The organism is Nitrospirota bacterium (assembly GCA_016180645.1).
GTDB lineage: Bacteria > JACPQY01 > JACPQY01 > JACPQY01 > JACPQY01 > JACPAV01.
The window spans coordinates 274109-297288 of record JACPAV010000002.1 but is presented as its reverse complement, the minus strand read 5'-3'; the positions used below and the strand labels follow the sequence as shown (position 1 = coordinate 297288).

16 protein-coding genes are annotated in these 23180 nt (G+C 60.1%); 9 read left to right on the top strand and 7 right to left on the bottom strand.

Annotation, left to right across the window (positions count from 1 at the left end; translation table 11 throughout):
- Positions 1 to 527 precede the first annotated feature (527 nt).
- Both HYT87_01315 and HYT87_01310 read right to left on the bottom strand, forming a co-directional pair.
- Positions 528 to 920: a hypothetical protein gene (locus tag HYT87_01315; GenBank protein ID MBI2058387.1), complete on the bottom strand. Its 393-nt coding sequence runs from the start codon at positions 918 to 920 to the stop codon at positions 528 to 530.
- Positions 921 to 1094: 174 nt separating this feature from the next.
- Positions 1095 to 2795, bottom strand: coding sequence for an electron transfer flavoprotein-ubiquinone oxidoreductase (locus HYT87_01310; GenBank protein ID MBI2058386.1), 1701 nt, complete (start codon positions 2793 to 2795; stop codon positions 1095 to 1097).
- A 51-nt stretch (positions 2796 to 2846) separates the two neighbouring features.
- Here HYT87_01310 and HYT87_01305 point away from each other — a divergent pair, with 51 nt between their 5' ends.
- Positions 2847 to 3443, top strand: a complete 597-nt coding sequence (locus tag HYT87_01305) for a hypothetical protein (GenBank protein ID MBI2058385.1) — start codon at positions 2847 to 2849, stop codon at positions 3441 to 3443.
- On the opposite strand, the gene HYT87_01300 is transcribed toward HYT87_01305, so the two are convergent.
- Positions 3346 to 4644 carry a glycosyltransferase gene (locus HYT87_01300; GenBank protein MBI2058384.1) on the bottom strand — a complete coding sequence of 433 codons (1299 nt, stop codon included), beginning with the start codon at positions 4642 to 4644 and terminating at the stop codon, positions 3346 to 3348. The two genes, HYT87_01305 and HYT87_01300, sit on opposite strands and share 98 nt — an antisense overlap.
- Before the next feature lie 172 nt (positions 4645 to 4816).
- Here HYT87_01300 and HYT87_01295 point away from each other — a divergent pair, with 172 nt between their 5' ends.
- The 5 genes from HYT87_01295 (at position 4817) to HYT87_01275 (ending at position 15193) form a co-directional block, all read left to right on the top strand.
- Positions 4817 to 6085 (top strand): glycosyltransferase family 2 protein, encoded by a 1269-nt coding sequence (locus HYT87_01295; protein MBI2058383.1) that lies wholly within the window; start codon positions 4817 to 4819, stop codon positions 6083 to 6085.
- Between the two features lie 483 nt (positions 6086 to 6568).
- The gene (locus tag HYT87_01290; protein MBI2058382.1) at positions 6569 to 7426 is read left to right on the top strand and encodes a carbon-nitrogen hydrolase; all 858 of its coding nucleotides are present in this window, start codon (positions 6569 to 6571) and stop codon (positions 7424 to 7426) included.
- A gap of 106 nt (positions 7427 to 7532) precedes the next feature.
- Complete coding sequence (locus tag HYT87_01285; GenBank protein ID MBI2058381.1) at positions 7533 to 8546, top strand: agmatine deiminase family protein; 1014 nt, start codon at positions 7533 to 7535, stop codon at positions 8544 to 8546.
- 162 nt (positions 8547 to 8708) lie between these two features.
- Positions 8709 to 9779 carry a hypothetical protein gene (locus HYT87_01280; protein MBI2058380.1) on the top strand — a complete coding sequence of 357 codons (1071 nt, stop codon included), beginning with the start codon at positions 8709 to 8711 and terminating at the stop codon, positions 9777 to 9779.
- Positions 9776 to 15193, top strand: a complete 5418-nt coding sequence (locus HYT87_01275; GenBank protein MBI2058379.1) for a fibronectin type III domain-containing protein — start codon at positions 9776 to 9778, stop codon at positions 15191 to 15193. The genes HYT87_01280 and HYT87_01275 overlap by 4 nt, the downstream gene beginning before the upstream one ends.
- Positions 15194 to 15252: 59 nt before the next feature.
- Here the strand turns inward: HYT87_01275 and HYT87_01270 are convergent, their stop codons facing one another.
- From HYT87_01270 to HYT87_01255, 4 genes are all read right to left on the bottom strand, one after another.
- Positions 15253 to 16383 carry a radical SAM protein gene (locus tag HYT87_01270; protein MBI2058378.1) on the bottom strand — a complete coding sequence of 377 codons (1131 nt, stop codon included), beginning with the start codon at positions 16381 to 16383 and terminating at the stop codon, positions 15253 to 15255.
- Positions 16384 to 16530: 147 nt separating this feature from the next.
- Positions 16531 to 18006: a radical SAM protein gene (locus HYT87_01265; protein ID MBI2058377.1), complete on the bottom strand. Its 1476-nt coding sequence runs from the start codon at positions 18004 to 18006 to the stop codon at positions 16531 to 16533.
- Between the two features lie 7 nt (positions 18007 to 18013).
- A complete protein-coding gene (locus tag HYT87_01260; protein ID MBI2058376.1) occupies positions 18014 to 19012 on the bottom strand; it encodes a CDP-alcohol phosphatidyltransferase family protein in 999 nt (332 codons plus the stop codon).
- Positions 19009 to 19578, bottom strand: coding sequence for a CDP-alcohol phosphatidyltransferase family protein (locus HYT87_01255; protein ID MBI2058375.1), 570 nt, complete (start codon positions 19576 to 19578; stop codon positions 19009 to 19011). The genes HYT87_01260 and HYT87_01255 overlap by 4 nt, the downstream gene beginning before the upstream one ends.
- Before the next feature lie 135 nt (positions 19579 to 19713).
- On the opposite strand from HYT87_01255, the gene HYT87_01250 reads away from it, so the two are divergent.
- From HYT87_01250 to HYT87_01240, 3 genes are all read left to right on the top strand, one after another.
- Positions 19714 to 21150, top strand: coding sequence for a hypothetical protein (locus HYT87_01250; protein MBI2058374.1), 1437 nt, complete (start codon positions 19714 to 19716; stop codon positions 21148 to 21150).
- A gap of 104 nt (positions 21151 to 21254) precedes the next feature.
- Positions 21255 to 22619 (top strand): hypothetical protein, encoded by a 1365-nt coding sequence (locus HYT87_01245; GenBank protein MBI2058373.1) that lies wholly within the window; start codon positions 21255 to 21257, stop codon positions 22617 to 22619.
- 222 nt (positions 22620 to 22841) lie between these two features.
- Positions 22842 to 23180, top strand: a complete 339-nt coding sequence (locus tag HYT87_01240; GenBank protein ID MBI2058372.1) for a P-II family nitrogen regulator — start codon at positions 22842 to 22844, stop codon at positions 23178 to 23180.

The following is a 23180-nucleotide window of genomic DNA, read 5'->3' as shown; positions in this document are numbered from 1 at the left end:
TCGAATGTCAGCCTTGGCGTAGAAACCGCGTGACTTTGCATGGGGGCTATACCCTTGCCTATGGGGATGAGACTCGGCGCAGCTTGGGAACGAATTGGGGACAGGCGTGGTTGACGTACGGTCGCCGAGGTTTCCACAGGGTCGAACTCTTTTTCGAGATGTTTGCCCTCCGTTTCTGGGATCCTCGCGAGGAACCTCGTCCGCACTCACCGGGGTGGAGCACCCTATTCTCGGTTCCACTACCCTTGATGTTCTCTCCTGTTGGGATCAACTTCTACCCGGTCATGACGAGGCATGTGGGATCCTATCTCGGGGCAGGCGCGAGCCTGCTCACGCCCGGTGTAGGGACGATGGGAGTAGGGCCGATAACCGCACATGCAGGGGTGAGAATTCACCTGGCGCCGCCGTGGGAACTTGGCGCGCAATTGAAATACATTGGGGTGGGTGAATTTTCAGTTTTCGGAGAACCGGCCACCTACGTCGACCGGCTCGTGGCTATGACGGGAGTAGGAGCGAGTTGGTAGAGGTCAGTCAACCTCGGTGATTTCGGGGTCGCGCATGTCGCGGCCGACGCGGACCGAGGTGTGACCGTTCTCGTGCAGGACGCTGATATCCCACTTCTGCATGGTTCCCGCGCCGATGAGCATTTCTTGGGCGAGCTCCGGGGAAACCATCGCCACGTCGTCGATCATTTTTCCCTCAACCAGCATGACGATGGAAACATCGCCGGTGACCCGCAGCTTGCCGCCTTGCGCGGCCCTCAATTCCCTGGGGACCGCGCGTCTTGCCAGTGTCGTCGTGGAGGGCAAACGATCCTCCCTGATGATCGTGTAAAAGGAGCCTGTGTCGATGACGGCTTTGACCTGGCGGGTCTTGTCGTCGAGCGTCGTGACCTGAACATCCCGGATCGGCTTGCTCATCGCACTCCTCTATTCCTAAAAGCCTCTAGCAGAATGCCGATTCGTAGGGGAGCATCTTCAGATGCTCCCTCTTGTCGGGAGGGTCTGAAGACCCTCCCCTACGCATTCTGTTAGACGTAGACGCACTGAGGAGATTGTACCTCATGCCGGATCCGGTTGGAAACCGCGCACCGCTTACAATACCGTGTACTTCGGGCCGCCGCCGCCTTCGGGAGGGACCCAGAGGATATTATTGTACGGGTCCTTGATGTCGCACGTCTTACAGTGGACGCAATTCGAGGGATTGAGGTGGAGCGCGAATTTCCCGCCCTCTTCGACGCGCGGCTCATAAACCTGCGCGGGGCAGAAATATTGGCACGGATTGCCGTACTCCTTCGTGCAGCGGTTCTCACACAGGTCGAGGTCCGCTACAACAAGGTGGCTCGGTTGATCCTCCTCGTGCGTGGTGCCCGAGTTGTAGATGTCGGTCATCTTGTCGCAGAGGTACTTGTTGTCGAACTTGATCTCCGGCATTCCGCCGCCGTCCTTGTACCAAAGTTTCTTGTTCATATAGGCGCGGTCCGCCTTGGCGTCGATACGGTCGCCGAACAGATCGCGACCGCCGAGCGCGGTCTGGATGCCCGTGCGGACGAGACCGACCAGCATCCCGTGATGGTAGACTTGGTGGAAATTGCGCGCCTTGTGGAGTTCCTTCCAGATCCAGCTCTTGTGCACGGCTTCTTCGTATCCACGGAGCGTCGCGGCGCCGAAGTCTTTCTTGACCAGGGCTCCCAAAGCGGTTTCCGCGGCGAGCATGCCGGACTTGATCGCGATGTGAACGCCCTTGAGCCGCATGCCGTTGCACATTCCAGCGGAGTCTCCGACAATCATCACACCGTCCGCATACAGTTTCGGGACGGACCAGTACCCGCTTACGGGCACGGTCTTGGCTCCGTATTGCACGAGTTCGGCGTCCTTGAGCAGAGCCTTGATCGTCGGGTGCGTCTTGAAAAGCTGAAACAGCCGGTGGGGATCGGTGTAGGGATTACGGTAGTCCAGCCAGGTCACGAAACCAACCGACAGTTGGTCGTTGTCCATGGTGTAGACCCATCCACCGCCCATCGAATCGTTCTTGACGAACGGGTGGGGCCATCCCATCGAATGGAGGACCCAGCCCTGCTTGATCCGGCCCTTGGGGAGTTGCCAGACTTCCTTGACGCCCGTGGCGTAGCTGATCGGCATTCGCCCCTCGTTGAGCTTGAACTTGTCCACCACTTGCCGCGTGAGCGGGCCGAGCGGACCCTCGCCGAGGATCGTCACTTTTGCGCGGATGTTCGTTCCGGGGTCGTAACTCGATTTTTTCTGGCCCTTTTTGCCGATGCCCTTTTCACCCGTCCGCACGCCGACCACGCGATCCCCCTCGTAGATCGGTTTCGCGCCGGCGAATTCGGTGAAGAGCATCACGCGGTTCGAATCGAGCAGGCCGGCCATCCACTGAGTGAATTTGGACAGCGAGATGACGAGGTTTCCATGGTTCTGCATCGGGGGGGGGGCGAAGGGTAGCCGGATCCCGGCCGATTTCGTAAACACGTAGATGTAGTCCTTCTCGACGACTTTCTCGATTGGGGCGCCCTTGTCCTTGTAATCGGGCATGAACTCTTTGAGCGCGATGGGATCCATCACCGCGCCGGAAAAACCGTGAGCCCCCACTTGCCCGGCCTTTTCAATCACGGCGATGGTGAGGTCTTGAAGCTTTTCCCCTTTCTTTTCGCCCTTTTCGACCGCTCGGTTATGATCGTCGATCAGCCGGCAAAGGTGGTAAGCGCCGGCGAGGTTGGCGGGACCCGCCCCCACGAACAATACGTCTACATCTATTGTTTCAGGCTCTTTTTCCATCCCAGGCTCCTTTGGCTTGATTCGAAGTGTTCATCGAACTATATCGAGGCGATGAAATGGGGTCAACCCCACCACCTGAAACACCGCCTGCGGCGGCCGGAATTCTTGGCCCTTCGGGCCGGTTTCCGGTGGTGGGGTCAACCCCGCACCTGGGCGATGATCACCGCGCTGCTTCTTGCCGTGCCGTCCTCCGGCTGGGCCGATGCCGGGGAGGTGCGGCAAACGATCGGCGGAGTGCTGACAGCGGGTCCCGCGGCCACCGGACTGGTTCTTTCGCTCGCGGGCGCTGCGGCGCCGAATCGAGACCTATGGGTTTCCGGGATGGCGCTCGCCGGACTGGGCCCCTCGGTGGGTCATCTTATTAATGGTCGTTATGCCGCCAGCCTGGCGCTCCTCGGCGTCAAATCCGTTGGCTTGGGTGTGATGGTTGAAAGCGCTGCCCGGGATGAATTTCTGGACCCCCAACGTCCCATGGATCCGCAGTTTTGGGTGGGGTGGTTCATGTTCGGCTTGGCGGCGGGTGCGGAGGTCTACCTGGGGATCGACGATATCAGAGATGCCCAGGGCTGGTGGGTTTCGCCATGGGCCTCTCGGGATTCGGCGGGAGTGGCACTCGGTTGGAGCTTTGCAAGGTGGCCATTTCCTTGAGACCGTGTTTCGCCGAAGCGTTGTCGGGCTCGCGTTCGACGATCGTGGTGAAGATCGCGTGAGCCTCCTCCCGCCGACCCATTTTCAGATGGAGCTTCGCTTTTTCGACCAGTAGCCCGGTGATGCCCGGCCATTCGCGGCAGGCCAGTTCAACCCACTCCAGGGCGGCGGAGTAGTCCTCCCACTCGACCAGGTGGCGGAGGCCGACCCAGGGTTCCAGCCCGAAGAAGGAATCGCCCGGGAAATGGCCTCGCGCGGCTCCGATTCTCTTGAAGAAATCTTTCTCGGCTTCGTCGGCCAATTCGTCCCGTATCGCGTTTATCTCTTCCGCCTTCCGGCGGAGAAGAAACAGCCGCGCCCTCCCATACGCTTTGCGGGGTCCGAAGGCCGCAAGGTCTTGTCCACGTCGGGCCAGGCAGCGGAAGAGACTGTCGGGATCGTAGCTGTTCAGAAGCCCTTCAATGAGGGCCATGCGTCGATCGCCGTACCCCTTAACGGGATCGTGCCAAAGGTGGTAGACCTCCGCTTCCGGGCTGACGTCCTGCTTATGCTGGAGACCATGCCAGTACAGCCGGCGCGAGAAGTCGGTGCTTTCGAAACCCCACGCCTCGAAACGTTCGTTGACACCACCGTTGAGATACGCCCAGAAGCGTTTGAAGGAAATGAAATGCGCGTCGAGCCACTGTCCCTCTACGGTGGCGCGGAAGACCTCGGGGGGGGGAAATCGCCGTCGGAGCTCGTGGAGATCCGCGCGCCAGTCGATTCCATCGAGGGCGGCCGTGGCGGCCTTGCCCACCATCCAGGGCGAGGTGGTAATGATAAGATCCTGCGGGGATTTGCGGTGAAGTTCATGGTGAATTGAGAGCGCGCGCGGCGAAGCCACAATTTCCGGATCGGAGAACACGACCAACCCGCCACGAGCGGCACGGAGGCCGGTGTTTCGAGCGCGGGCCGGGCTCCGGTAGAACCCCGGCGGTTTCTCAAGCCTCAAGTACCGGAGATGCCCCTCGGGAAATCGCGATTGGAAAAGGGGCGGAACCTCCGTCGTTTGATCGGTGGAACCGTCGTCCACCACGATCACCTCGAACGCTTCGCGAGGAAAGTCCTGGTTGAGCAGCGCCTGAAGGCCCCGGAGGAGCAGCTCGGCACGGTTGTAGGCGCATAGGACCACCGAGATTTCGACGGCCATCTTCACAATCATCGGCAGGATCTCGCAAAACTTTCAAGCCTGATCTAAACTGTAGAAATCCTGGGACGATGTATGGTATGTAGCCTCCTCCATGAACCCACCACCTGAAACCGGCAGAAGGCCGGACGCGGCGGAGCCCGCCAATCGGCGGGCTGTTTCAGGTGATGGGGTGAGTGCTGATCCCGTGGCAGCGAAGAAAGGCTCTCCTTCCCAAGCGCCGAAATCCCCTACGAGAACGGATGCCGGTCCGAGACACCCCTCCGCCATCGACGCGAAGGTGGAGCTCTCCGTCGTCATCCCGACGTGTAATCGAACCCCCTATCTTGAGAAGGCTCTGATTTCCCTCTCGGCCCAGGACCTGGATCCCGAGCGCTTCGAGGTGATCGTGGTGGATTACGGCGACCCGAATTCGACCCGCGCCGCCTTCTCACTCCCCCCTACCGGGAAGGCCCCACTCCAAATTCGCCATGAACTCCTGAAGGGCAATGGGGCGCCGTACCGGGGCCTCACACGGGCGCGAAACCAAGGCACGCGGGTGGCGCGAGGGTGGCTTGTCGCATTCATGCCGCCGGAATGTCTGCTGACACCGTCATCCCTGCGGCTCTGCTTGGAGGTTCACAAGAGCAGCGAAGTGGATTTGGTCACCACCGTCCGGCCGTGGAGTGTTTCCGAAAAGGCGTTGAAGGAAATCGACAAGGCGGAATGGAGAAAGGACGCCTCCAACCTCATCCGGACCTTCCAGCCGCCGGATGTGCAGCAGAACGACCAGGAAGCCACCTGGGGGGACATGCATTTTGGGGCCGTGAAGAAAAAATGGGCGGGCTGGATCGGCGGGCACAACGAACGATTCGAGACGTGGGGCTATGAGAGCATCGATTTCACGGAACGACTGTGCATCTACGCCGTCGAGTATCTCGAAATCACGGACGAGCGCGTGGGCGTATTCCATTTGTGGCACCCGGTCAGTCCGGAGCATGGGAACCGCCATGGCGCCGTGATCGAACGTCTTCTGAACAGCTATACACGGGAGACGCTCCTCAAAAACTTGAGATCCATGCACCTTCTGTCCGGCGGCGCCGGCGCCGGGTTGCACTACGATCAGATGAAGGAGTTTCTGGGAAATCTACCCGTGCAGACGCTGAACAATCTCCTGGTGCGAATGGAGAAGGACTACGAATCGACCGTCCTTCCGGCCTTCGCGAGAATGAAGAAGACCCACCGGCCGGGAAGTGAACTCCTGGGCGCCCAGCTCTGGCCCGGCCTCCAGCACGCAGGTCAGTGGGGGGACCACGCCGTGGTCGAAAACTGGCTGGATTGGCTCGCGAAGACCTTCCCGGACGACCCCGCCCCGCTTCTGGAGAAAGCAAAGTTTGACCGCCTCACGGCCAAGCCGGTCTCCGTGTCCGCGGAGGATCCTTCAGCCGGCGTGGCCGCCGTGCCCGCGGCTCTGTAAGCGTTCCGACAATAGACTTCTTTCGATCCGGCGTGGTTCGACGGGCTCACCACGAGCGGTTTCGACCGTTGCGCGAAACCTGTTCCGCTCAACCTGTCCGCCTCAGGCGGATTGTCGAAGGGTCGGCACTTGGAAGAACCCAACCCGAATTCCTTAGAGTGCGTCCGAAAACTCACCTGCCGTAGGGGAGGACCTTCAGGTCCTCCCTCCTTGGGAGCAGCTAAAGCTGCTCCCCTACACGCTGCTTGCTCCCAGACAACGAACCGGCTCAATTGGCATTTCTGGGCATTTCCGGACGCATTCTTAGTGCGCTCAAGGCGCGCAGCCTGCGGCGCAAGTCATGATGACCGTTCCATTCGCGGCGCAGAGACCCCATTACGCATCCGTCGAGTCCCGGCGAGGCGCGCGAACATCGGAGCGGAGTTGGAAGCCGCATCCAAGTGCGCTAATCTTCCGCCGGTGAAGAACCAACGTTCCAATCCTGTGAGGATCGGCCTGATTCAGATGTCCTGCTCGGATTCGCCGAAAAAGAATCTTTCCAAGGCTTGCGACCGGATTCTCCAAACCGCGAAAAAGGGCGCGCGGATCGTCTGTCTGCAGGAACTCTTCCGTTCCCGGTACTTCTGTCAAAAGGAGGACGCCTCGTTCTTCCGCCTGGCCGAAACGATCCCCGGAGAGTCCACAGTGACCCTATGCGATCTCGCTCGTTCCAAGCGGATCGTGATCGTGGCGCCCGTGTTTGAGAAGCGGACGGATGGCGTGTACCACAACAGCGCGGTCGTCATCGATGCGGACGGAACCCTCCTGGGCCGATACCGCAAAATGCACATTCCGGACGACCCCTGCTATTTCGAGAAATTCTACTTCACCCCCGGCGATTTGGGCTTCGAGGCGTTCCAGACCCGATTTGCGAAAATCGGGGTTCTGATATGCTGGGACCAGTGGTTTCCCGAGGCGGCACGACTGACCGCGCTCAGGGGTGCGCAGATCCTGTTCTACCCCACGGCCATCGGCTGGTTGCGCGGGGAGAAACCGGAAATCAATCGCCGCCAAGAGGAAGCATGGGAAATCATTCAACGATCGCATGCCGTGGCCAACGGCGTTTTCGTGGCGGCCGCGAACCGGGTCGGGCGCGAAGGGAACCTGACGTTCTGGGGAAGGTCGTTTGTGTCCGGCCCGTTTGGGGAGCAACTTGCGCAGGCGTCGGGAACTCATGAGCAAGATCTGATCGTGGAATGCGACCTCACCTCAGTGGGGAAGACAAGGCAAGGGTGGCCCTTCCTTCGCGATCGGCGTGTGGACGCCTACAAGGGACTCACGAAGCGGCTGCTGGACACGTGAAGCGTGATGAGTGAAGAGTGAAGTGAAACCCCGGGCCTCTACTGCCCATCACCCATCACCCATCACCCTTCACGGTGCCCGCGTCCCGCGGGCGCTCGGATATCGCATGCCGGCAGAGTGGGAACCGCACGAGGCCACCTGGCTGTCATGGCCGCACAACTCCAAATCCTGGCCCGGCATCATTGAACGGATCCCCCCGATCTGGGCGGCCATGACGAAGGCGCTTCAAATCGGCGAAAAAGTCCGCATTCTGGTGAAAGACGCCGTTCTCGAACGCGAGGCAAGGGCGCTGCTCCGAAAGGCGGGCGCACTTTCCTCAAACGTAGAATTCTTTCGAACGATTACGGACGATGCCTGGATCCGCGACCACGGTCCGATCTTCATCCAACGGCTCACGGCTCACGGCTCACGGCTCACGGCGATTACCGACTGGATCTACAACTGCTGGGGAGGTAAATATCATCCGTTCGTGCATGATGATGCGATCCCCAGGAAGATCGCCGGATGGCTGAAACTTCCTCTGTTCGAACCCAGAATCGTGCTTGAAGGAGGATCCATTGACCTGAACGGCGAGGGGTGCCTCCTGACCACCGAATCGTGCCTGCTCCATCGCAACCGGAATCCCCACCTGAACCGCAAGCAGATCGAATCGTACCTTGAGGAATACCTCGGCGTTGAAAAGATTCTCTGGCTGGGGGACGGCATTGTGGGCGACGATACGGACGGCCACATCGACGACATCGCGCGCTTCGTGAATCCCCGGACGATCCTGTGCGCTTGGGAAGATGACCCTTCCGATGCGAACTGCAAACCGCTGGCCGACAACTACAAGCGCCTGCGCAAGATGAAGGACTGTCGAGGACGCCCGTTTCATATTGTAAAGATTGCAATGCCTGACCCCGTGGTGTTTCAGGGGCAGAGGTTGCCGGCGAGCTACGCGAACTTCTACATCGGAAATCGGGTGGTGCTGGTGCCGACGTTCGGGGGCCGAAGGGATAGGGACGCAATGCGAACCATCGGAAAGTTCTTCCCGGGGCGACGCATCGTTTCCATTCCCTCCCGCGATCTCATCTGGGGCCTTGGCGCCTGCCATTGCGTCACCCAACAACAACCGGCCTGACCGATTCTGTATGCCGGTTAGTCATTTCCTGCGCACCAGTCGACCATTCCCACAACCTTGACTTCGATCGTCCATAAAATCATAATGGAATAAGTACGTTACGCGAGGGGTGAATAGAGCGAGGTACGCAAATTGCGCCACATGATGCAGGAGAAGACTGTCATGAATTGTGATGTGGATCACGGGAGTCCCATTGGAATGGCGTTTCGGGCCGTCTGCTTCGCTGTGGCTCTGGCTGTGGTCGGATGCTCCAAACATCGGGATGAGTCACCCGCCGAACGCGGGGCACGGGAATCCATGGAAGACTTCACCGAGGCCCTTCAGGAAGCCGTTTCCGATCCGGAAGATCAGAAGTCGTTGGTCAAGATGGCTGAATCCATGTCGACCGATTTTGCCTACAACGGTTTTGGCAAAGATGAAATCCTCGCCGCGCTGGGAGTGGCGCCGCCCTTCGTGTCACTCAATTCGCCGGAAGTGGAGCTCAAACAGCCGGAGCGGAACACCTCCCAGGAGAACTCCCAGATCCCTGCACGGCCCGGGTCGCCTTTTTCCCTCCCCCCGCTTGCGGACGTGGCGTTCACCCAGGTGAAACAGACGGGAGCCGACACTTTCGTGGCGGCCATCCAAGCCGTGGTGGATCATTCCGCCGTGAATCAAGAGCGGAGCGAGGCGCCGGAAGCGGGGTTGCCGCAGGTGCCGAATGAAAAGCTTACGGGCGAGCTTGAATTCAGAATGGGGCCCGATGGGAAGATAAGAAGCATTCGCCCCTTGGACTTGGTGATCTCGGAGTCGGAATCGCTGGTGGTCGAATCTCCCATTGTCTTGCTGGGCGGCCGCGAGGTCAAGCCGAGTTCCCCGGCCGTCAAGACGCGGCCTGGAGAGCCGCTGCGAATCGAGCTGACGGGCGGCGAATGGGAAAAAGGTTTCGTCGAATTCCGCGGCAAGACGTATTCGCTCCATCAAGGAAGTGCTTCATGGGAGGGAGCCTTCAAAGTGCCAGCGGAGACACCGGCCGGGACGTACTATCTCGGTATCGTGGCCATGAACATCTCGGACCCCCCAACCGGCAAACCGCTCCCCGTCAAGGCGCGGGTGGTCCGGCGCCAGCCGACGGGAGGTCCGAACTCTCCTGAGGGAGAACCGATCACGCTGACACTGATTCCCGTCGACGGCAGTGGGGAGAAGAGGCGCGTGGCCGAGCGCTACCTCACCATCCCGCTGGTGGTCCCATGAACCCGCGACTCGCATCCCTCTTCGTGGTGATCGCTCTGGCGCTCGGAGCCGCCTCGGCGGCTCAGGCGGCGAGTGTAAGCAAGGTCTACCTGGAATACGGCTTCCAGCATACGTATGACACCGACACGCTCTGGGGCCTGGGGTATTGGGATACCGGAACCTCAAGCTGGGTGGAGCGCACGTGGCGGACGGACGGCTGCCCGAGCAACAACTGCGCCTACCTTACCACGGTTCTCATCGACGTGACGTGCGACGATGGCGGGGTGCAGGATCTGCCTGGAGGCTGCTTCGCGGACGGTGATTTCGACGATCCGCGCGACTGGCGATTCCGAAACGAAGACGACACGGCGAACGACAGCGGCTACACCTACTGGGCTCGCCTGTACATCTACAATGATGAAGGCGGCGTGATCCAATGGGAGCAGAATGTGAAGTCGTATCTCGATTGCGAAGGCTACGATTTCTGCGGCGATGACTCCGGCGACGGCTTCCACGAGATCAAGTTCCTCAACCTGAGCTACAACCGCGTGGATCTCGCCTTTGCCGGCACGATGGACAATCAGGATATTCAAACGGGCGAGGGATCGAACGGTCAGGCCATTTGCAGCTTCTGGTGGGACGAGGGCTGGCAGTGCGGCTGGTGGACGGACGCGGGCACATGGGACGACACCTACCGCGCCAACCAATGGAGGACCGTCAATCCCGGAACGGGAGAGTACTACCAAGATGGCACCTGGGGCGAAGACGAAGTCATTTGGCAGCCGGACTTCAAGGAGTGCTGCACCAACGAAAACGCACAGGGCACCGCGTGGATCAAGGGGAGCGCGTTCGATATCGACTGGGCGCTCTACGGAACGGGCCTCGACTATTCCAAGATCTACGACGCCTCCATGCAGTGGCGATACCGCTTCCGGCGCGAAGACTGGGACGGCAACAGGGATTTCTTCACAGTGCTCATGTACCTACACGAGGACAACAACAACGACGGTACGGCGTGCGATGGAACGCTGACGACATTCAATTCGGGGGAAGCCGGCATTCCGTTCTGCGATGGGGGCTGGGGGTCGGACGCATCCGACGTGGCGCCCGAGTCGGGCTATGTCCACGCCATGAACAACGACGGGCCCAGTGACGGCGCCGGGCTCACCTGCGTGGAGTCCGGCACCGGCGGCGCGATCGCCGTGGACAAGACGACTTGGGTCAACTATTCGTCGGGTGCCGCACTGTACATGAAGGACTACTTCAAGCAGCGGGCCACGACCACCCACAAGTTCTGCCCGGAGTTCAAGATCCGATTCCGCAACATTGGCGGCGGAACCGAGGACTTCGATTTCTTTGTGGATGGCATGCACGTCTACGCCTACGTGGACTGGATCGAGCCGACCACCTCGATCGCCCCCAATGGGCAGGCATGGGGGAATGCAAACGTGGCCTTCACTCTCACTCCGGCCGACACGCGGCCCGGCGACAACGGCGGCACGATCGCGGGAGCCGTTGGCTATACCTGTTGGTCGCAAGTTGAGGATGGTTCCGCCTGCCCGGGGCAGAGCGCCACTTGCTCGGGTTGGAACAGCGGCACTTCCGGAAGCGCCACCTGCTCCGCCGGGAGCACGTGCCGTCGTCGCATTTGCTACTACAGCGTGGACGATGTTGGGAACATGCAGTCGACTCAGACCAGCAACGTCTACTATATCGACAAGACCGTGCCCTCCACCGCGATCATCGCGCCGATCGGGGCCGATACGGTCGCAGTGGTGAGCGACGGAAGCTGCTCCTGCTCATGGACCGGCGCCGCCGGAGCCTCGTGCTCCTCATGGTGGCAGGACGAACTTAAGAAGCGTGGGCTCAATGTCACCGCCGTTACCGCAGCCCAGATCGACACCCTGGCCGAAATGCAGGCCTACAAAGCCATCCTGAACCCGTACGGCGAATACTATCCAGAAACGTCCGGCGAGACGGTGCTCAACCTCATCCGGCAATACGCAAATGCGGGTGGGTTCTGGTTTGAGGCCGGGGGCTGGAATTTCTACTACTCCTGCGGGGCAGCGGCAGACCTCAACACCGCGGGGGACGACCGCGTCTGTGTGGACATCACCTCGGCCGGATCCGCCCAGACTCGGAACAAGTCGTCTGATGGATCAAATCTCGTGCCCAACTCGGCGGCCACCGCCGGCACGGATACTCGGCCCACCTCCGCCACGGGCATGACCACCGGATACAGCGAATGCACGAATAACCCGCGCCTCTACCGTTTGTACGAAGAAGCCGATTACCAGAGCGGTCCCTCGATGCACTGCTATGGAAAGGGATGTGTGGTGCGAACCGATGCGGTCGACTCGGCCACGCCGGACATTTACGCCGAGCTTCTGCGCTACTGGCACAAAACCAATTTCAACGTCAGCGGATTGGACTACGACAACTTGGGATGGGGCGAGGACGCCCTCCCACCCGGGGCCACGCAAGGAGACACGTGGGCGTGGAGCGGGGCGACGAAATACACCGGCACGCAGGCCAACTACGACAACAATGCGGGCAATCCCCACCAGCACTATTTCTCCGGAGCGAGCGAAACGATCACCGTTCCCAGCGGCGGTTGGCTGTACCAGTGGATCTACGTTCCATCCACGAGCGTACCCACCGAAGTCATGCTCCAATTCAACGACGCCGATTGGGAGCAGCGCGCCTATTGGGGCGCGAACAGCATCGCGTGGGGCACGGATGGCACATGTTCTCGCCGCTCTCAAGGTTCCTTCCCCGCCCAGCGCGATCAATGGGTACCGCTCGCCGTGGATGCCACCACCGTTTGCCTCGATAACGTTACACTGAATGGATGGGCTTACACGCTCTACAACAACTCCACGTATTTCGATCATACCGGTGCGTTCCGAGCGAGCACCCGGACGGTCACCAGCAATGTCACGGTCACCGTCAACGGGGCCGATCGTGCTCCCTTTGGGACTTACTCCGTGTCCGTTGGGGCGGGGCTGAACTGCCGCGACCAGGGTTCCAACCTGTGCGATGTCAAGCTCGATCTGGCCGATCACGTCAACAACACCGCCACGATGACCAAGGAGTACGGTGCGGACTGGACGATTCCCACCTGCTCCGTGTCAATCACCGAGGGCACGTCCGCCGCCTATCAATATGCTACGGGGGCCACGGTCTACTACAACAACGCGGTGGCCGGCGATTTCACCGTCAATTCGGGTGCGGCCGATGCGACTGCCGGTGTGGCCTATGTGAACTTTCCTGCCGCCCTCCAGACCGCCACTGCAAATGTGATCCAACCCGCCGCATTCAACAAGCTCTACTCGTGGACCTCGGACACGGCTTCAGCTACACCCACAATGACTGTATACGACAAGGCCGCGAACTCAACCACCTGCACGTTCACCTACACGTATGACAACACGGCTCCTTCCGGTGGCTCCGTCTCCTATTCAAACACTTTCACATCCTCAACAAGCGCATCCGTCAGTTTCGTCAACCCGACGGATGGCGGGTCCGGCGTGGCAGGCCGTCTCGTTCAGCGGCGGTCAGGGACGCTCTCCGCCGGGAGTTGCAGCGGGTACGGTTCGTGGTCCACCATCTCCACCGATCCGGGTTCTTCGCCGGTCAGCGACACGGGTCTGACCACCGGCTGCTACCAATACCGTTATGTCGTGACGGACAATGTCAACAACTCCGTGACCTACTGCACGGATGGGACCGGCTGCGCGAGCCTCAATGAGTACAAGGTCGACACCACGGCGCCGACGTCGCCGACCTCCTTCGCGGTGGTGGAATCCGGCGACCGCACGCTCAAGTTGACCTGGACCGGGGGCTCCGATGGCGAGTCCGGCATCCAGAAGCACGTGCTCTACCGATGCACGCCCTCGTGCGGCGCCCCGGGATCCCTTCTGGTCGATGGCTCCACGAGTGCGTGCTACGATGATGGAACCGGCGACGGCAACTGCACGGACAACGGCCAGTCGCTCTCGGCCAACACAAAGTACTGCTACACCGTTCGGGCCGTAAATAACGCGGGAACCCCTGAAACCAACACCACGCAGATCTGTGCCGCAGCGCTCAAGGCCCATGAGAGCTTCCAGGGGGCCGAGGGCGACGCGGTGAAAGTGCGCGGCTTCCCCCTCTCCGCCGTCGATACGGGGGCCGTCTACATCGGTACCTACGTGGCCGCGAACGGGAACAAGATCTATCTGCTCAATTCCTCTTTCTCTCTCGTCCAAACATTGGACTTGGGCGTGGGAAGCGGAAGCGTCGTGGGCGCTCCCTATTCTTGGTACGACTCGGGAACGAACGACTACCTCTTCGTGACGACTGATGCGGGAAAAGTCTTCAAGATCCAGAACACCGAAACCGGCGACCCGGACGGCACGCCGGCGTCTCCCCTTTCCGTTTCGGCCGGCTGGCCCAAGGTCCTGGAGACGTCGGGTGGAACCTGCAAGGTATCGCCGGTGGTCGCCACCACAGGCCCGGTGGTGGACGACAAGCTGGTCTACTTCGGCGGTACGTCGGACTCAGGAGCGAACAAAACCACCTGCCTATTCGGGGTCGAAAACGAAGATGCCTATGACGGCGACACAACCTTCCGTGAACAGATCGTCAATCTCGGCGGATGCACGGGTGCGAGCGTGAGCGTCACCTCCACGCCGGCCGTGAAAGGTACGTGGAACCCGAAGTGGATGCACACTGGAAGCAACTGCTCCACCGGTTCGATCCACAGAGTCAAGCTGGAGCCGCCCACGGCTCCCGTTGCGGTCGGTTGTAGCCGAAGCGGCTTGGCGGGCGAGATCCAGGCGTGGATCACGGGCAGTTTCGGCAAACTCTTTTTCGGCACGATGGGCGGGGCCTCGGCCAAGTTGTACATGCTGCAAAACACTGAAAACGACGTGGCCTGCTCGGCCATCCCGCCCGACGCCTACTCGGACCTGATCACGCCCTACTCCGTTTCCAATTCCATCGCCGTGGGGGCCAAGATCTATTGGCAGAGCTTCACGGACGAAGTCTATTCCGTTGACGTGGGAGGCCGGCTCTATTGTGTCTGCCAAACCGGCAACGCACCTTGTACGCAGGGCGCCACCTGCAACGCAAACTTTCCGAAAATGCTCGAGAGCGGCGTCCCCCTGCGCGAACCCCTCATCGTGAATGGGATCGTATACCTCATCTCCAATTCAGGGAAGCTCTACGCGGTGGAGGCCCTCTGCGACAACGAGAGTGAGACCTCGTGCAGCTCGACAGACGGCGTGGCTCCCGGCACCTTGGTGGGTGGGAACGAGGGCTATCCGTTCAATCTGGGCGTCTCGGCTCAGGACTCCACCCTCAGCCTCCGGACGGTCGGCGCAACCACCCGCATCACCGTGGGAACGAACGGGGCCGTCGTCTACGAAGTGCCCCTGGCCGGCGCGCCGTAGTATATTCGGTGACAGTATACTCTATTTACATCAATAATAGTATACGGTCACCGAATATATCAGATCGCCTGCAGGAGGCGGAATTCCCGAAGATCGGGGTTCCGCGCCAGCCCGGCCAACTTCGAGGCGGTGACGTAGCAGCTCCAGTTGCAGCCTGAGCAAGATTCGCGTAGCGCCCTCATCTCCTCCTGAAACGCCCCGCTGCGGTACCGGTCTGGAAAATCGACGTCGGTGATCTTCGCCGACGTGTAGACGTCCTTGCATATGCCGAACCGGCCGTCCGGATACACGCTGAGGTAGTTGATGCCGGCATCGCAACCCCATCCCCAAGACCCTCTCCTCGCGGCCTTCAAGCAAAAGTCATAATAAACGGAAGACTCGAAATTGCGGCCCGTTTTCTTGATCTCACGGATTCGAAGGAGCGTATCCATGTACTCCTCTTGCCCGAGGAGAAGCTCCGTCTTGTCCGTCGTCACGGGCCGGTTGGCGCCGTCCACCATGACGGGGTGATACTCGACGGTGAATCCTTCGCGGTCGGCGAACTCCTGTACTTTTTCGACTTCCCCGCGATTGTCCCGCTGAATGACGAATTTCAGGACGACGCGCATCGTGGTTTCGTCCCGGAAGTATCTCAGGGTGTCCACAACTCTCGCCAGAGTACCCCTGACGCCCGTAATTCTTTCCAGTTTGAGCTCGTCCAGCGCATGGAATGAGACGATGGCCAGATCGATCTTGTCAAGGTCGGCCCTCTGGTACACTTTCAGGGGCAGACTTGCGTTGGTATTGAGGTTGAGGAAGAACGGCTTGTCGCGCGCGTAATCAATGATCTCTCCGATATCCGGATGCGTGAACGGCTCACCTCCCGTGATCGTGAGGATGAAAGACCCCATTTCGGCGATGCGGTCGATACACAGCTTGACTTGGTCCAGCGGCATCCGCGTGCCCTCTTCCCACAGGTTGCACATGGGGCATTTCTCGTTGCAGGCGTTGGTGACGTTGAGCTGCGATAGGAGCACGCCGTTATGCAGGAGGGCTTCGGCGGCCCTGCGGACGAGCAGGGGCCGGGCGGCAAAGGCCTTCAACTTCTTGTTTCCGGTGACCAGGCCCATGAGCCGAGCCGACAGTCCTGGAGCCATCGACAGGAGACGGAGCAATCCATGCACGATCCGTCCCAAAATCCAATTCTTCATGTATGGGCTGATGACGGATGACTGAAAACTGCCAAGAGACTCTGACGGAATGCCGATTCGTAGGGGAGCATCTTCAGATGCTCGCTCTTGTCGGGAGGGTCTGAAGACCCTCCCCTACGCATTCTGTTAGACGCTCTAGCTTCCCTTTCATGCCCCCCTCCCTAGGCCCGACACAAACTCCCCCAGCATATGGCCGAAAAAGCGTGTATACACACCGGCACGTCGACCGAGTTCCGCCCAGCCGTTGTCCCGGACGAGTCTTCGCCCCCAATTCCACATGAACCGGGGATTGACGTAGAACTTGCGCATCACGGCCATCCTCATTGCCTCGATCTTCTCGGGCGTGAGTCCGTGGGGTACGAACACGATGTCCACATTGTTCATCTTGTCCCACCGCTTCTCGAACGTACCGTACTCGTGCGCCCTTTCGTAGAGCGCCGATCCGGGGTACGGCGTGCAGGCGAAGATGGCGGCATCGTCCAAGCCGGAATGGAGAATGAAATGTCCCGTCTCTTGAAGGGTCCGCTCCGTGTCCCCGGGCAGACCGAAGATGAAATATCCGCGCGCCCGAATACCGGCCTTCTTCGTGATTTCGACTGCGCGCCGGGCGATCTTGCGCGTGAGAGGCTTGGCGACGTTTTGGGAAACCTCGTCTACGGCACTCTCGATCCCGTACGAGATTTCAAAGCACCCACTCCGTTTCACGGCCGCGTAGAGCTTGTCGTTGGCATCCACCACCCGCGCCATGCACTCCCAGCGGAGATCCAGCTTCGCGCCGATCAGGAGCTCGGCCAATTCGAACATCCGGTCCCGGTCCACAAATAACGTGTCATCGCCGAACATGAGTTCCCGGATGCCGTACACGTGGTACAGGTGGAGGACCTGGTCCATCACGGCCCGGGCGGAGAAAGCCCGGAGTCGATCTCCAAACACGCCCCGGTCGCAGAAAGTGCAATTCCACGGGCAGCCCCGCGTGGTGAAGAGGGAGCCTGTCGGGCGACTCCCTGCGCCGGACGACAGAGAAGGGCTGTAAAGAAAAGGATACTGTGGCAGGAGATCCCAAGCCGGCATGGGAAGTGAGTCGAGAGGCTGCGTGTTATCCCGGTGCCCGCTAAGCACGATGCGGCCGTCCGCCGCGCGGAACGCGATGCCGTTGATGGAGCTTAGCGTCTCCTCCAACGGACGGCCGGGAAGCGCCTTCAGCAACTCCAGCAGCGTCTCCTCGCCCTCGCCGATGACGAGAATGTCGTAGTTCCCGCACTCACGGAGGGTGTCCGCCGGCGCCGAGGTGGCGTGAGGTCCGCCGTTGAGGATCGGCACACCCGGCAAGCGCTCCTTCAGCAGCCCGGCCAGCCGGTTCCCATTCAAGACGCCCAAGGTATGGGAGGAGATTCCGATGATATCCGGACCGAACTCTTGTACCTGCGTCGCGATAGCTTCATCCGTCCACTGGAACGGGTATGGATCGACGACCGCCGCGTTCCACCCGTTCTGACGGGCCACTGCCGCAAGGGTCAGGATACCGAGATGGGGGCGGTCCCGACTCAGATTGATGATCCGTGAAAGCTTCCCGATCCGCTCCTGGGGCGTTGTCGGGGCGTCGATGAAGATGATCTTGGGCATGTGCTGCTTATCGCTCCCGTCCCCTGCCAAGCCTCTCGATCAAGGCCGGGAAGGAGGAGCAAACCACGGCGGAATAGAGACCGAGGCCGACCAGCACACCCCAGTACACGACTTCTCGGAGATTCAGCAGACAGAGGAGGCAGATCCCCAACGCAAAATTCTCCCGCTTGCTGAGAAAGGAGATCCGATGGAAGAGCCTCAGGGGAGCGCGATCTCGGAAGAGCCGATCCAGGGCTTGTCGGTATTCGTGATGAGATTCAGTGCCCATTCGTTTCATGCCGACGTAGGTAAGAATGAGTGAGCCGGCGAGGAACATTAGGGCCACTCCCATGGCATGGAGGTAGACGCCTTGATCTTTCTGCTGCGCCTGCCAGATGCCCACCCCAAGAAAGAAAAGGAGATAGGCCAGATTGTCAACCATCGTATCCAGCCAACCGCCGAGTTTCGTGACCTGAAGTTTTGTCCGGGCGATTTCCCCGTCACACCCGTCGAATACGGAGGCGAACTGGAACAAGAGGCCGGCGGTCGCCGCCGCCCCGTATCCGGGACGGGCGGCATGCCATGCAGCGGCAATGCCCAAGGGGACGTTCAGGAAGGTGATCCCATTCGGGTGGAGCGGCAGCTCCGCCAGGATCCGCGACAGCGGGATCGAAAGTTTCGCGTTGAGATTTCTGGACACCCAGCCATCCGTCGGCTTTTTCGCATCCGCGAAGAGCCGTCGCTTGGCGCGACGGACGGATCCCGGATCCGAGCACAAATCAAAAGCAAAACGCGTTGAGCAGGCGAATGGATCGAAAGACTGCCCGGACTCCAGATAGGCTTTGAAGAACCGGGTGGAGCAAACGAGATGGGCGGGGAGATCACCCGGAGAGTGGGCTCCCGTCCTAACGGCAACTCCCGAATCGCGACAAAGTCTCAACAAGCGTTCCAATACGGTCTGATTCCAAATCCAAAGTCCGGCTCCGGCGGAAGTTTCTTCATCCAACCGGATTGCGACATCTCTCACGTCGCAAAGGCCTTTCGAAGGACGAGCCGATACACCCAGAGATAAATGGCCCCGGAGGCGACACTTGCGGAGGCGGCTACGGCCATCCAACCGGAGATCCCAAGCCCGTACTCTCGGGGGTAAGCCAGCGTGGCCAGCGAAAAAACAATCGCCACGGCGTGAAGAAGCGCCTTGGCCTGGCCGGGCCAATGGGCACCGATCCTTTCTCCCTGAACCGAGGCCAGAAGACGGAGGAAGCCCATGAGGAGTTCGCGGAAGAGGATCACGAGGAACATCCACAGAGGGATGGCGCCCATGGTGAGCAAGCCGGAAAACGCAGTGAGGTGGACTAAGGTGTCCACGAAAGGATCGAAAACTCGGCCGGTCTCGGATCCGGCGCTGAGGAGCCGGGCGAGCTTCCCGTCCGCCTGGTCCAGAACTTCCTCGACAATGTAAACGAAGAGTGCCCCCTGATAGTTCTGACGGATGAGAAAGGCCGCCAAGGCGATGCACAGCAGCAGCCTGAGGAAAGTGATCGCATTCGGAATGTGCCTGATGAGAATGTATCTCCCGATGGTGTTCGTCACCTCGATCAGAGATTCTACGCCACCGATTCCGGACAGGACAAGCGCATGCCTTCATCGCGTATAATCGGTGACAGTATACTCTATGACAGTGAATAACAGTATACTGTCACCGATTATACAAAGCGAAACATCCTGATGGAGCGCGTTGACATCCATGATTCGCTGGCCTATGAGCAAGGCGTGTCCGCGCCAGGGTTCGTTGTCGATCTGAAGAAATTCGCCGCCGATCCGGAATTGGCCGAGGCGAATTTGGAACGCTTTCTTTCCGAAAAAGAAGGAGCGGAAGCGTGGGATTCGCTCCCCCTCCCTGGCCGGCAGAATCTGGTGAGGGTCTTCGGCTATTCCCAGTCCCTTTCCCGGTATCTCTTTCGCAATCCATCCTCCGCGGCCATTCTCGCGCAGCCCAAGGCTCTTGCGGAGGTCCGCGCGCCGGATGCCTACCGCGCGAGGTTAAGGGCTCTCGCCGGAGATGGAGGAGGAGCGCCGGAAGGACGGGAACGTTCCATTTTTCGGTTCAAGTACGATGAGTTGCTTCGCATCGCGATCAAGGACCTGGCCGAAATCGGCCCGTACGACGCGATTCTTTCGGAGCTTTCCGGGCTGGCCGACTCGATCCTGGACTGGATCCTGGAGGAGGCCGTACTCGCGTCGAATGTCGCCGAGAGCGATCGTCCCCGGCTGACGATCATCGGACAGGGGAAACTGGGCAGCCAGGAACTCAATTACAGTTCGGATGTAGACATCCAGTTCGTCTACGCCGGGCAGGATCCGGATACGCCCACGCCGGTGGAGATGCAGGAAATCGCCGCCCGGATCGCCCAGGACTTTCTCACGCGGATTCAGAAAACCTCCGAGGAGGGGTTCCTCTATCGCGTGGATCTTGCTCTGAGACCGGAGGGAGCCTCCGGCGCGCTGGTCAATTCCGTTTATGCCGCCGAACTCTACTACGAAACCTGGGGCCTCCCGTGGGAGCGTTTCGCTCTGCTTCGCTCGCGGCCCTGCGCCGGAGACCTGGCGCTCGGGGCGCGATTCCTCGAGAGCGTGGAGCCGTTTGTATTCAAGAAATACCTCAGCCTCGGTGACGTCCAAAGCGTCAAGAAGATCAAAGATGAGCAGGCCCGCCTGCGCGAACAGCCCGGGAAATGGAATGTGAAGACCGGGGCGGGGGGGATCCGGGACATTGAATTTTTTGTGCAGGGGCATCAGATCCTGAATGCCGGCAAGAAACCGACTCTGAGAACGCCCGTGACGCTCAAGGCGCTGGAGGCACTCTCCAAAGAGCAGTACATTTCGCCGGGCGAGCGGGATCAGCTCAAGGAGGCCTACCTGTTTCTCCGCCGACTGGAAACGCACCTCCAGATGGAGGAGGAGTCGCAGACCTACCACCTGAAGACCGATCACGCCGCGCGGCTGACGCTGGCCCGCTCCATGGGCTATGGATTGAAGAAAACCGGCGCCGCGGCGGAGAAGCTGGACGATTTCGAAGAGGATCTCCAGGTCTACCGCACCGTCTCCCGCGAGGCCTTCGAGCGGTTCCTCGGGGATTTCGATCCCCCCAACGCCGGAGAATAGGCACGAGTGCCCAGATGAAGCCTCGGCGCAGAACGGACGCAGGCTCAAGCCTGCGCCTACCTGGGTTCCACCTCTGTGGTAGCCGCGGGCTTCAGCCCGCGTGATTGCGCTGGGGGGATCTCATCGTCCGATTTCCACCCGGCGAAATCTTCGAATCCTCGCCCGACCCGGCGCAGGCGAGGCGGAATTGGGAAACGCTGTCTCAGAGCGTGGAACGCGGCGGCGGGGATCTCCATGTCTATTCCGATCGCCGTCCCCGAAGCGAAGCGGAGCGGGGCGGCATTCCCCAGGGGATCGATGACAAGGCCCTCGCGTATGTCCTCGGTCTGGCGTGGCCGATCTCCCGCTTCGTCCTGAGCGAACCTGCGAAAGTTCTCTCCGCATTCATTCCCTCCGGAGCGGCGCCCGTCTGGAGGGACCGAATTGACGCAGGGCTTGGCGCCATCGCGAAGAAGCCTGCCGCCGAGAAAATGGAGGCTCTCCAAGTCCTCCGGCAGGTGCTGACCATCGAAATCCTTGCCCGTGAGTTGATGGGGCAGCTCGCTCAAAGGGAGGTTGAAGAGGCCATCACCCTTGCCGCGGATGCGCTCGTGGAGGAGGCGCTCCGCGTGTACCGCGGCCCGGGCATGTCGGAGAAGGACTTCTTCATCCTGGCGATGGGCAAGTTCGGCGCGGCCGAGATGACGTACGAATCGGATCTCGATCTGATTTTTCTCCACAACACAGACAATGGCGAGCAGGTCATCCGGTCGGCCCAGCGATTCATACGCGACATCTCGACGCTGGGTCCCTCGGGCCTCCTGTACGCGGTGGACGCCGATCTGCGACCGCACGGCCGCGGGGGCGTTCTGGTGATCTCGCAGGAAGGATTCCTGAAATACCACCGGGAGTCCACCGAGCTTTGGGAGAAGCAGGCCCTCATCAAGGCCCGGATTCTGGCCAAATCTCAAATCTCAAATTTCAAATCTCAAATTTCCGGGATGGTGTACGAAAAGCGCGAGCCATCGGGAGTGTTCCGCAAAGTTCATGAGATGAAGCTACTGGTGGAGAAGAACTACGCGCCCATCGGATCTTCTTTTGTCGATTTGAAATTTGGCCGGGGGGGAACGATGGACATCGAGTTCCTCTCCCAGGCGGGCCAGCTGGCTTTCGGTCATGAGCATCCGGAATTGCGGACGCGGTCCACGCGCGGCGCGATTCGCGCGCTCGGGTCCATTGGGTGGTTGAGCGCCGGTGAGGCGGAATCCCTCCTCGAGGCGTACGATGAACTCAAGAAAATCATTGGGCGGGTTCGCCTCGTGGAAGGTAAGGCGGGCAACCAAATCTCTCCTTCGAAGATGAACTATTCGGCTTTGGTGCGAGCATCAACCTGGCCTGACAAGCCGAAGGACGGGGATAGATTTCTTGACAGGCTCAGGCAGTTCATGTTGAGTGTGCGCAAAATATATGATCGGAAAATGGCCGAATGAGCAGCAGCAGGGACCGGCTGGAGGGTCTGGCAATATGCACTTCAATGGTGCATCAACGCACTTTCGATGTGCTCTCCGAGCTTGTGGATAACCTGTACCCATTGAAAACAATGAAAACACAATACGTTGATGCGTTTGCCGTTGGCACCGACCTTGCGCTAGGGCGTGTAGGATGGATGGTATGCCAATGAAAAACGCCTTCCGAGACTAAGGAGGACAGATATGAAAAAAATTGAGGCCATCATTAAGCCCTTCAAGCTGGACGAGGTGAAGGAGGCGCTGAATCAAATCGGCGTTCAGGGGATGACCGTTACGGAAGTAAAAGGATTCGGGCGCCAGAAGGGGCATGCGGAACTGTACCGGGGTGCCGAGTACGTGATCGATTTTCTCCCGAAGATCAAGCTGGAGATTGTGGTCGCGGATGCGCTGGTCGGCAAGGTGATTGAGGCCATCGAGAAAACCGCGAAAACGGGCCGCATCGGAGATGGAAAAATTTTCACGTCCGATCTGAAGGACGTCATCCGCATTCGTACGGGTGAACGTGGCGAGGAGGCGGTCTGA

Coding starts and splice junctions, on each gene's coding strand:
- HYT87_01285 (MBI2058381.1), top strand. CDS start 7,533: ATGCCGGCAGAGTGGGAACCGCACGAGGCCACCTGGCTGTCATGGCCG.
- HYT87_01275 (MBI2058379.1), top strand. CDS start 9,776: ATGAACCCGCGACTCGCATCCCTCTTCGTGGTGATCGCTCTGGCGCTC.
- HYT87_01250 (MBI2058374.1), top strand. CDS start 19,714: ATGGAGCGCGTTGACATCCATGATTCGCTGGCCTATGAGCAAGGCGTG.
- HYT87_01280 (MBI2058380.1), top strand. CDS start 8,709: ATGAATTGTGATGTGGATCACGGGAGTCCCATTGGAATGGCGTTTCGG.
- HYT87_01300 (MBI2058384.1), bottom strand. CDS start 4,644: ATGATTGTGAAGATGGCCGTCGAAATCTCGGTGGTCCTATGCGCCTAC.
- HYT87_01305 (MBI2058385.1), top strand. CDS start 2,847: ATGAAATGGGGTCAACCCCACCACCTGAAACACCGCCTGCGGCGGCCG.
- HYT87_01265 (MBI2058377.1), bottom strand. CDS start 18,006: ATGCCCAAGATCATCTTCATCGACGCCCCGACAACGCCCCAGGAGCGG.
- HYT87_01310 (MBI2058386.1), bottom strand. CDS start 2,795: ATGGAAAAAGAGCCTGAAACAATAGATGTAGACGTATTGTTCGTGGGG.
- HYT87_01315 (MBI2058387.1), bottom strand. CDS start 920: ATGAGCAAGCCGATCCGGGATGTTCAGGTCACGACGCTCGACGACAAG.
- HYT87_01240 (MBI2058372.1), top strand. CDS start 22,842: ATGAAAAAAATTGAGGCCATCATTAAGCCCTTCAAGCTGGACGAGGTG.
- HYT87_01270 (MBI2058378.1), bottom strand. CDS start 16,383: ATGAAGAATTGGATTTTGGGACGGATCGTGCATGGATTGCTCCGTCTC.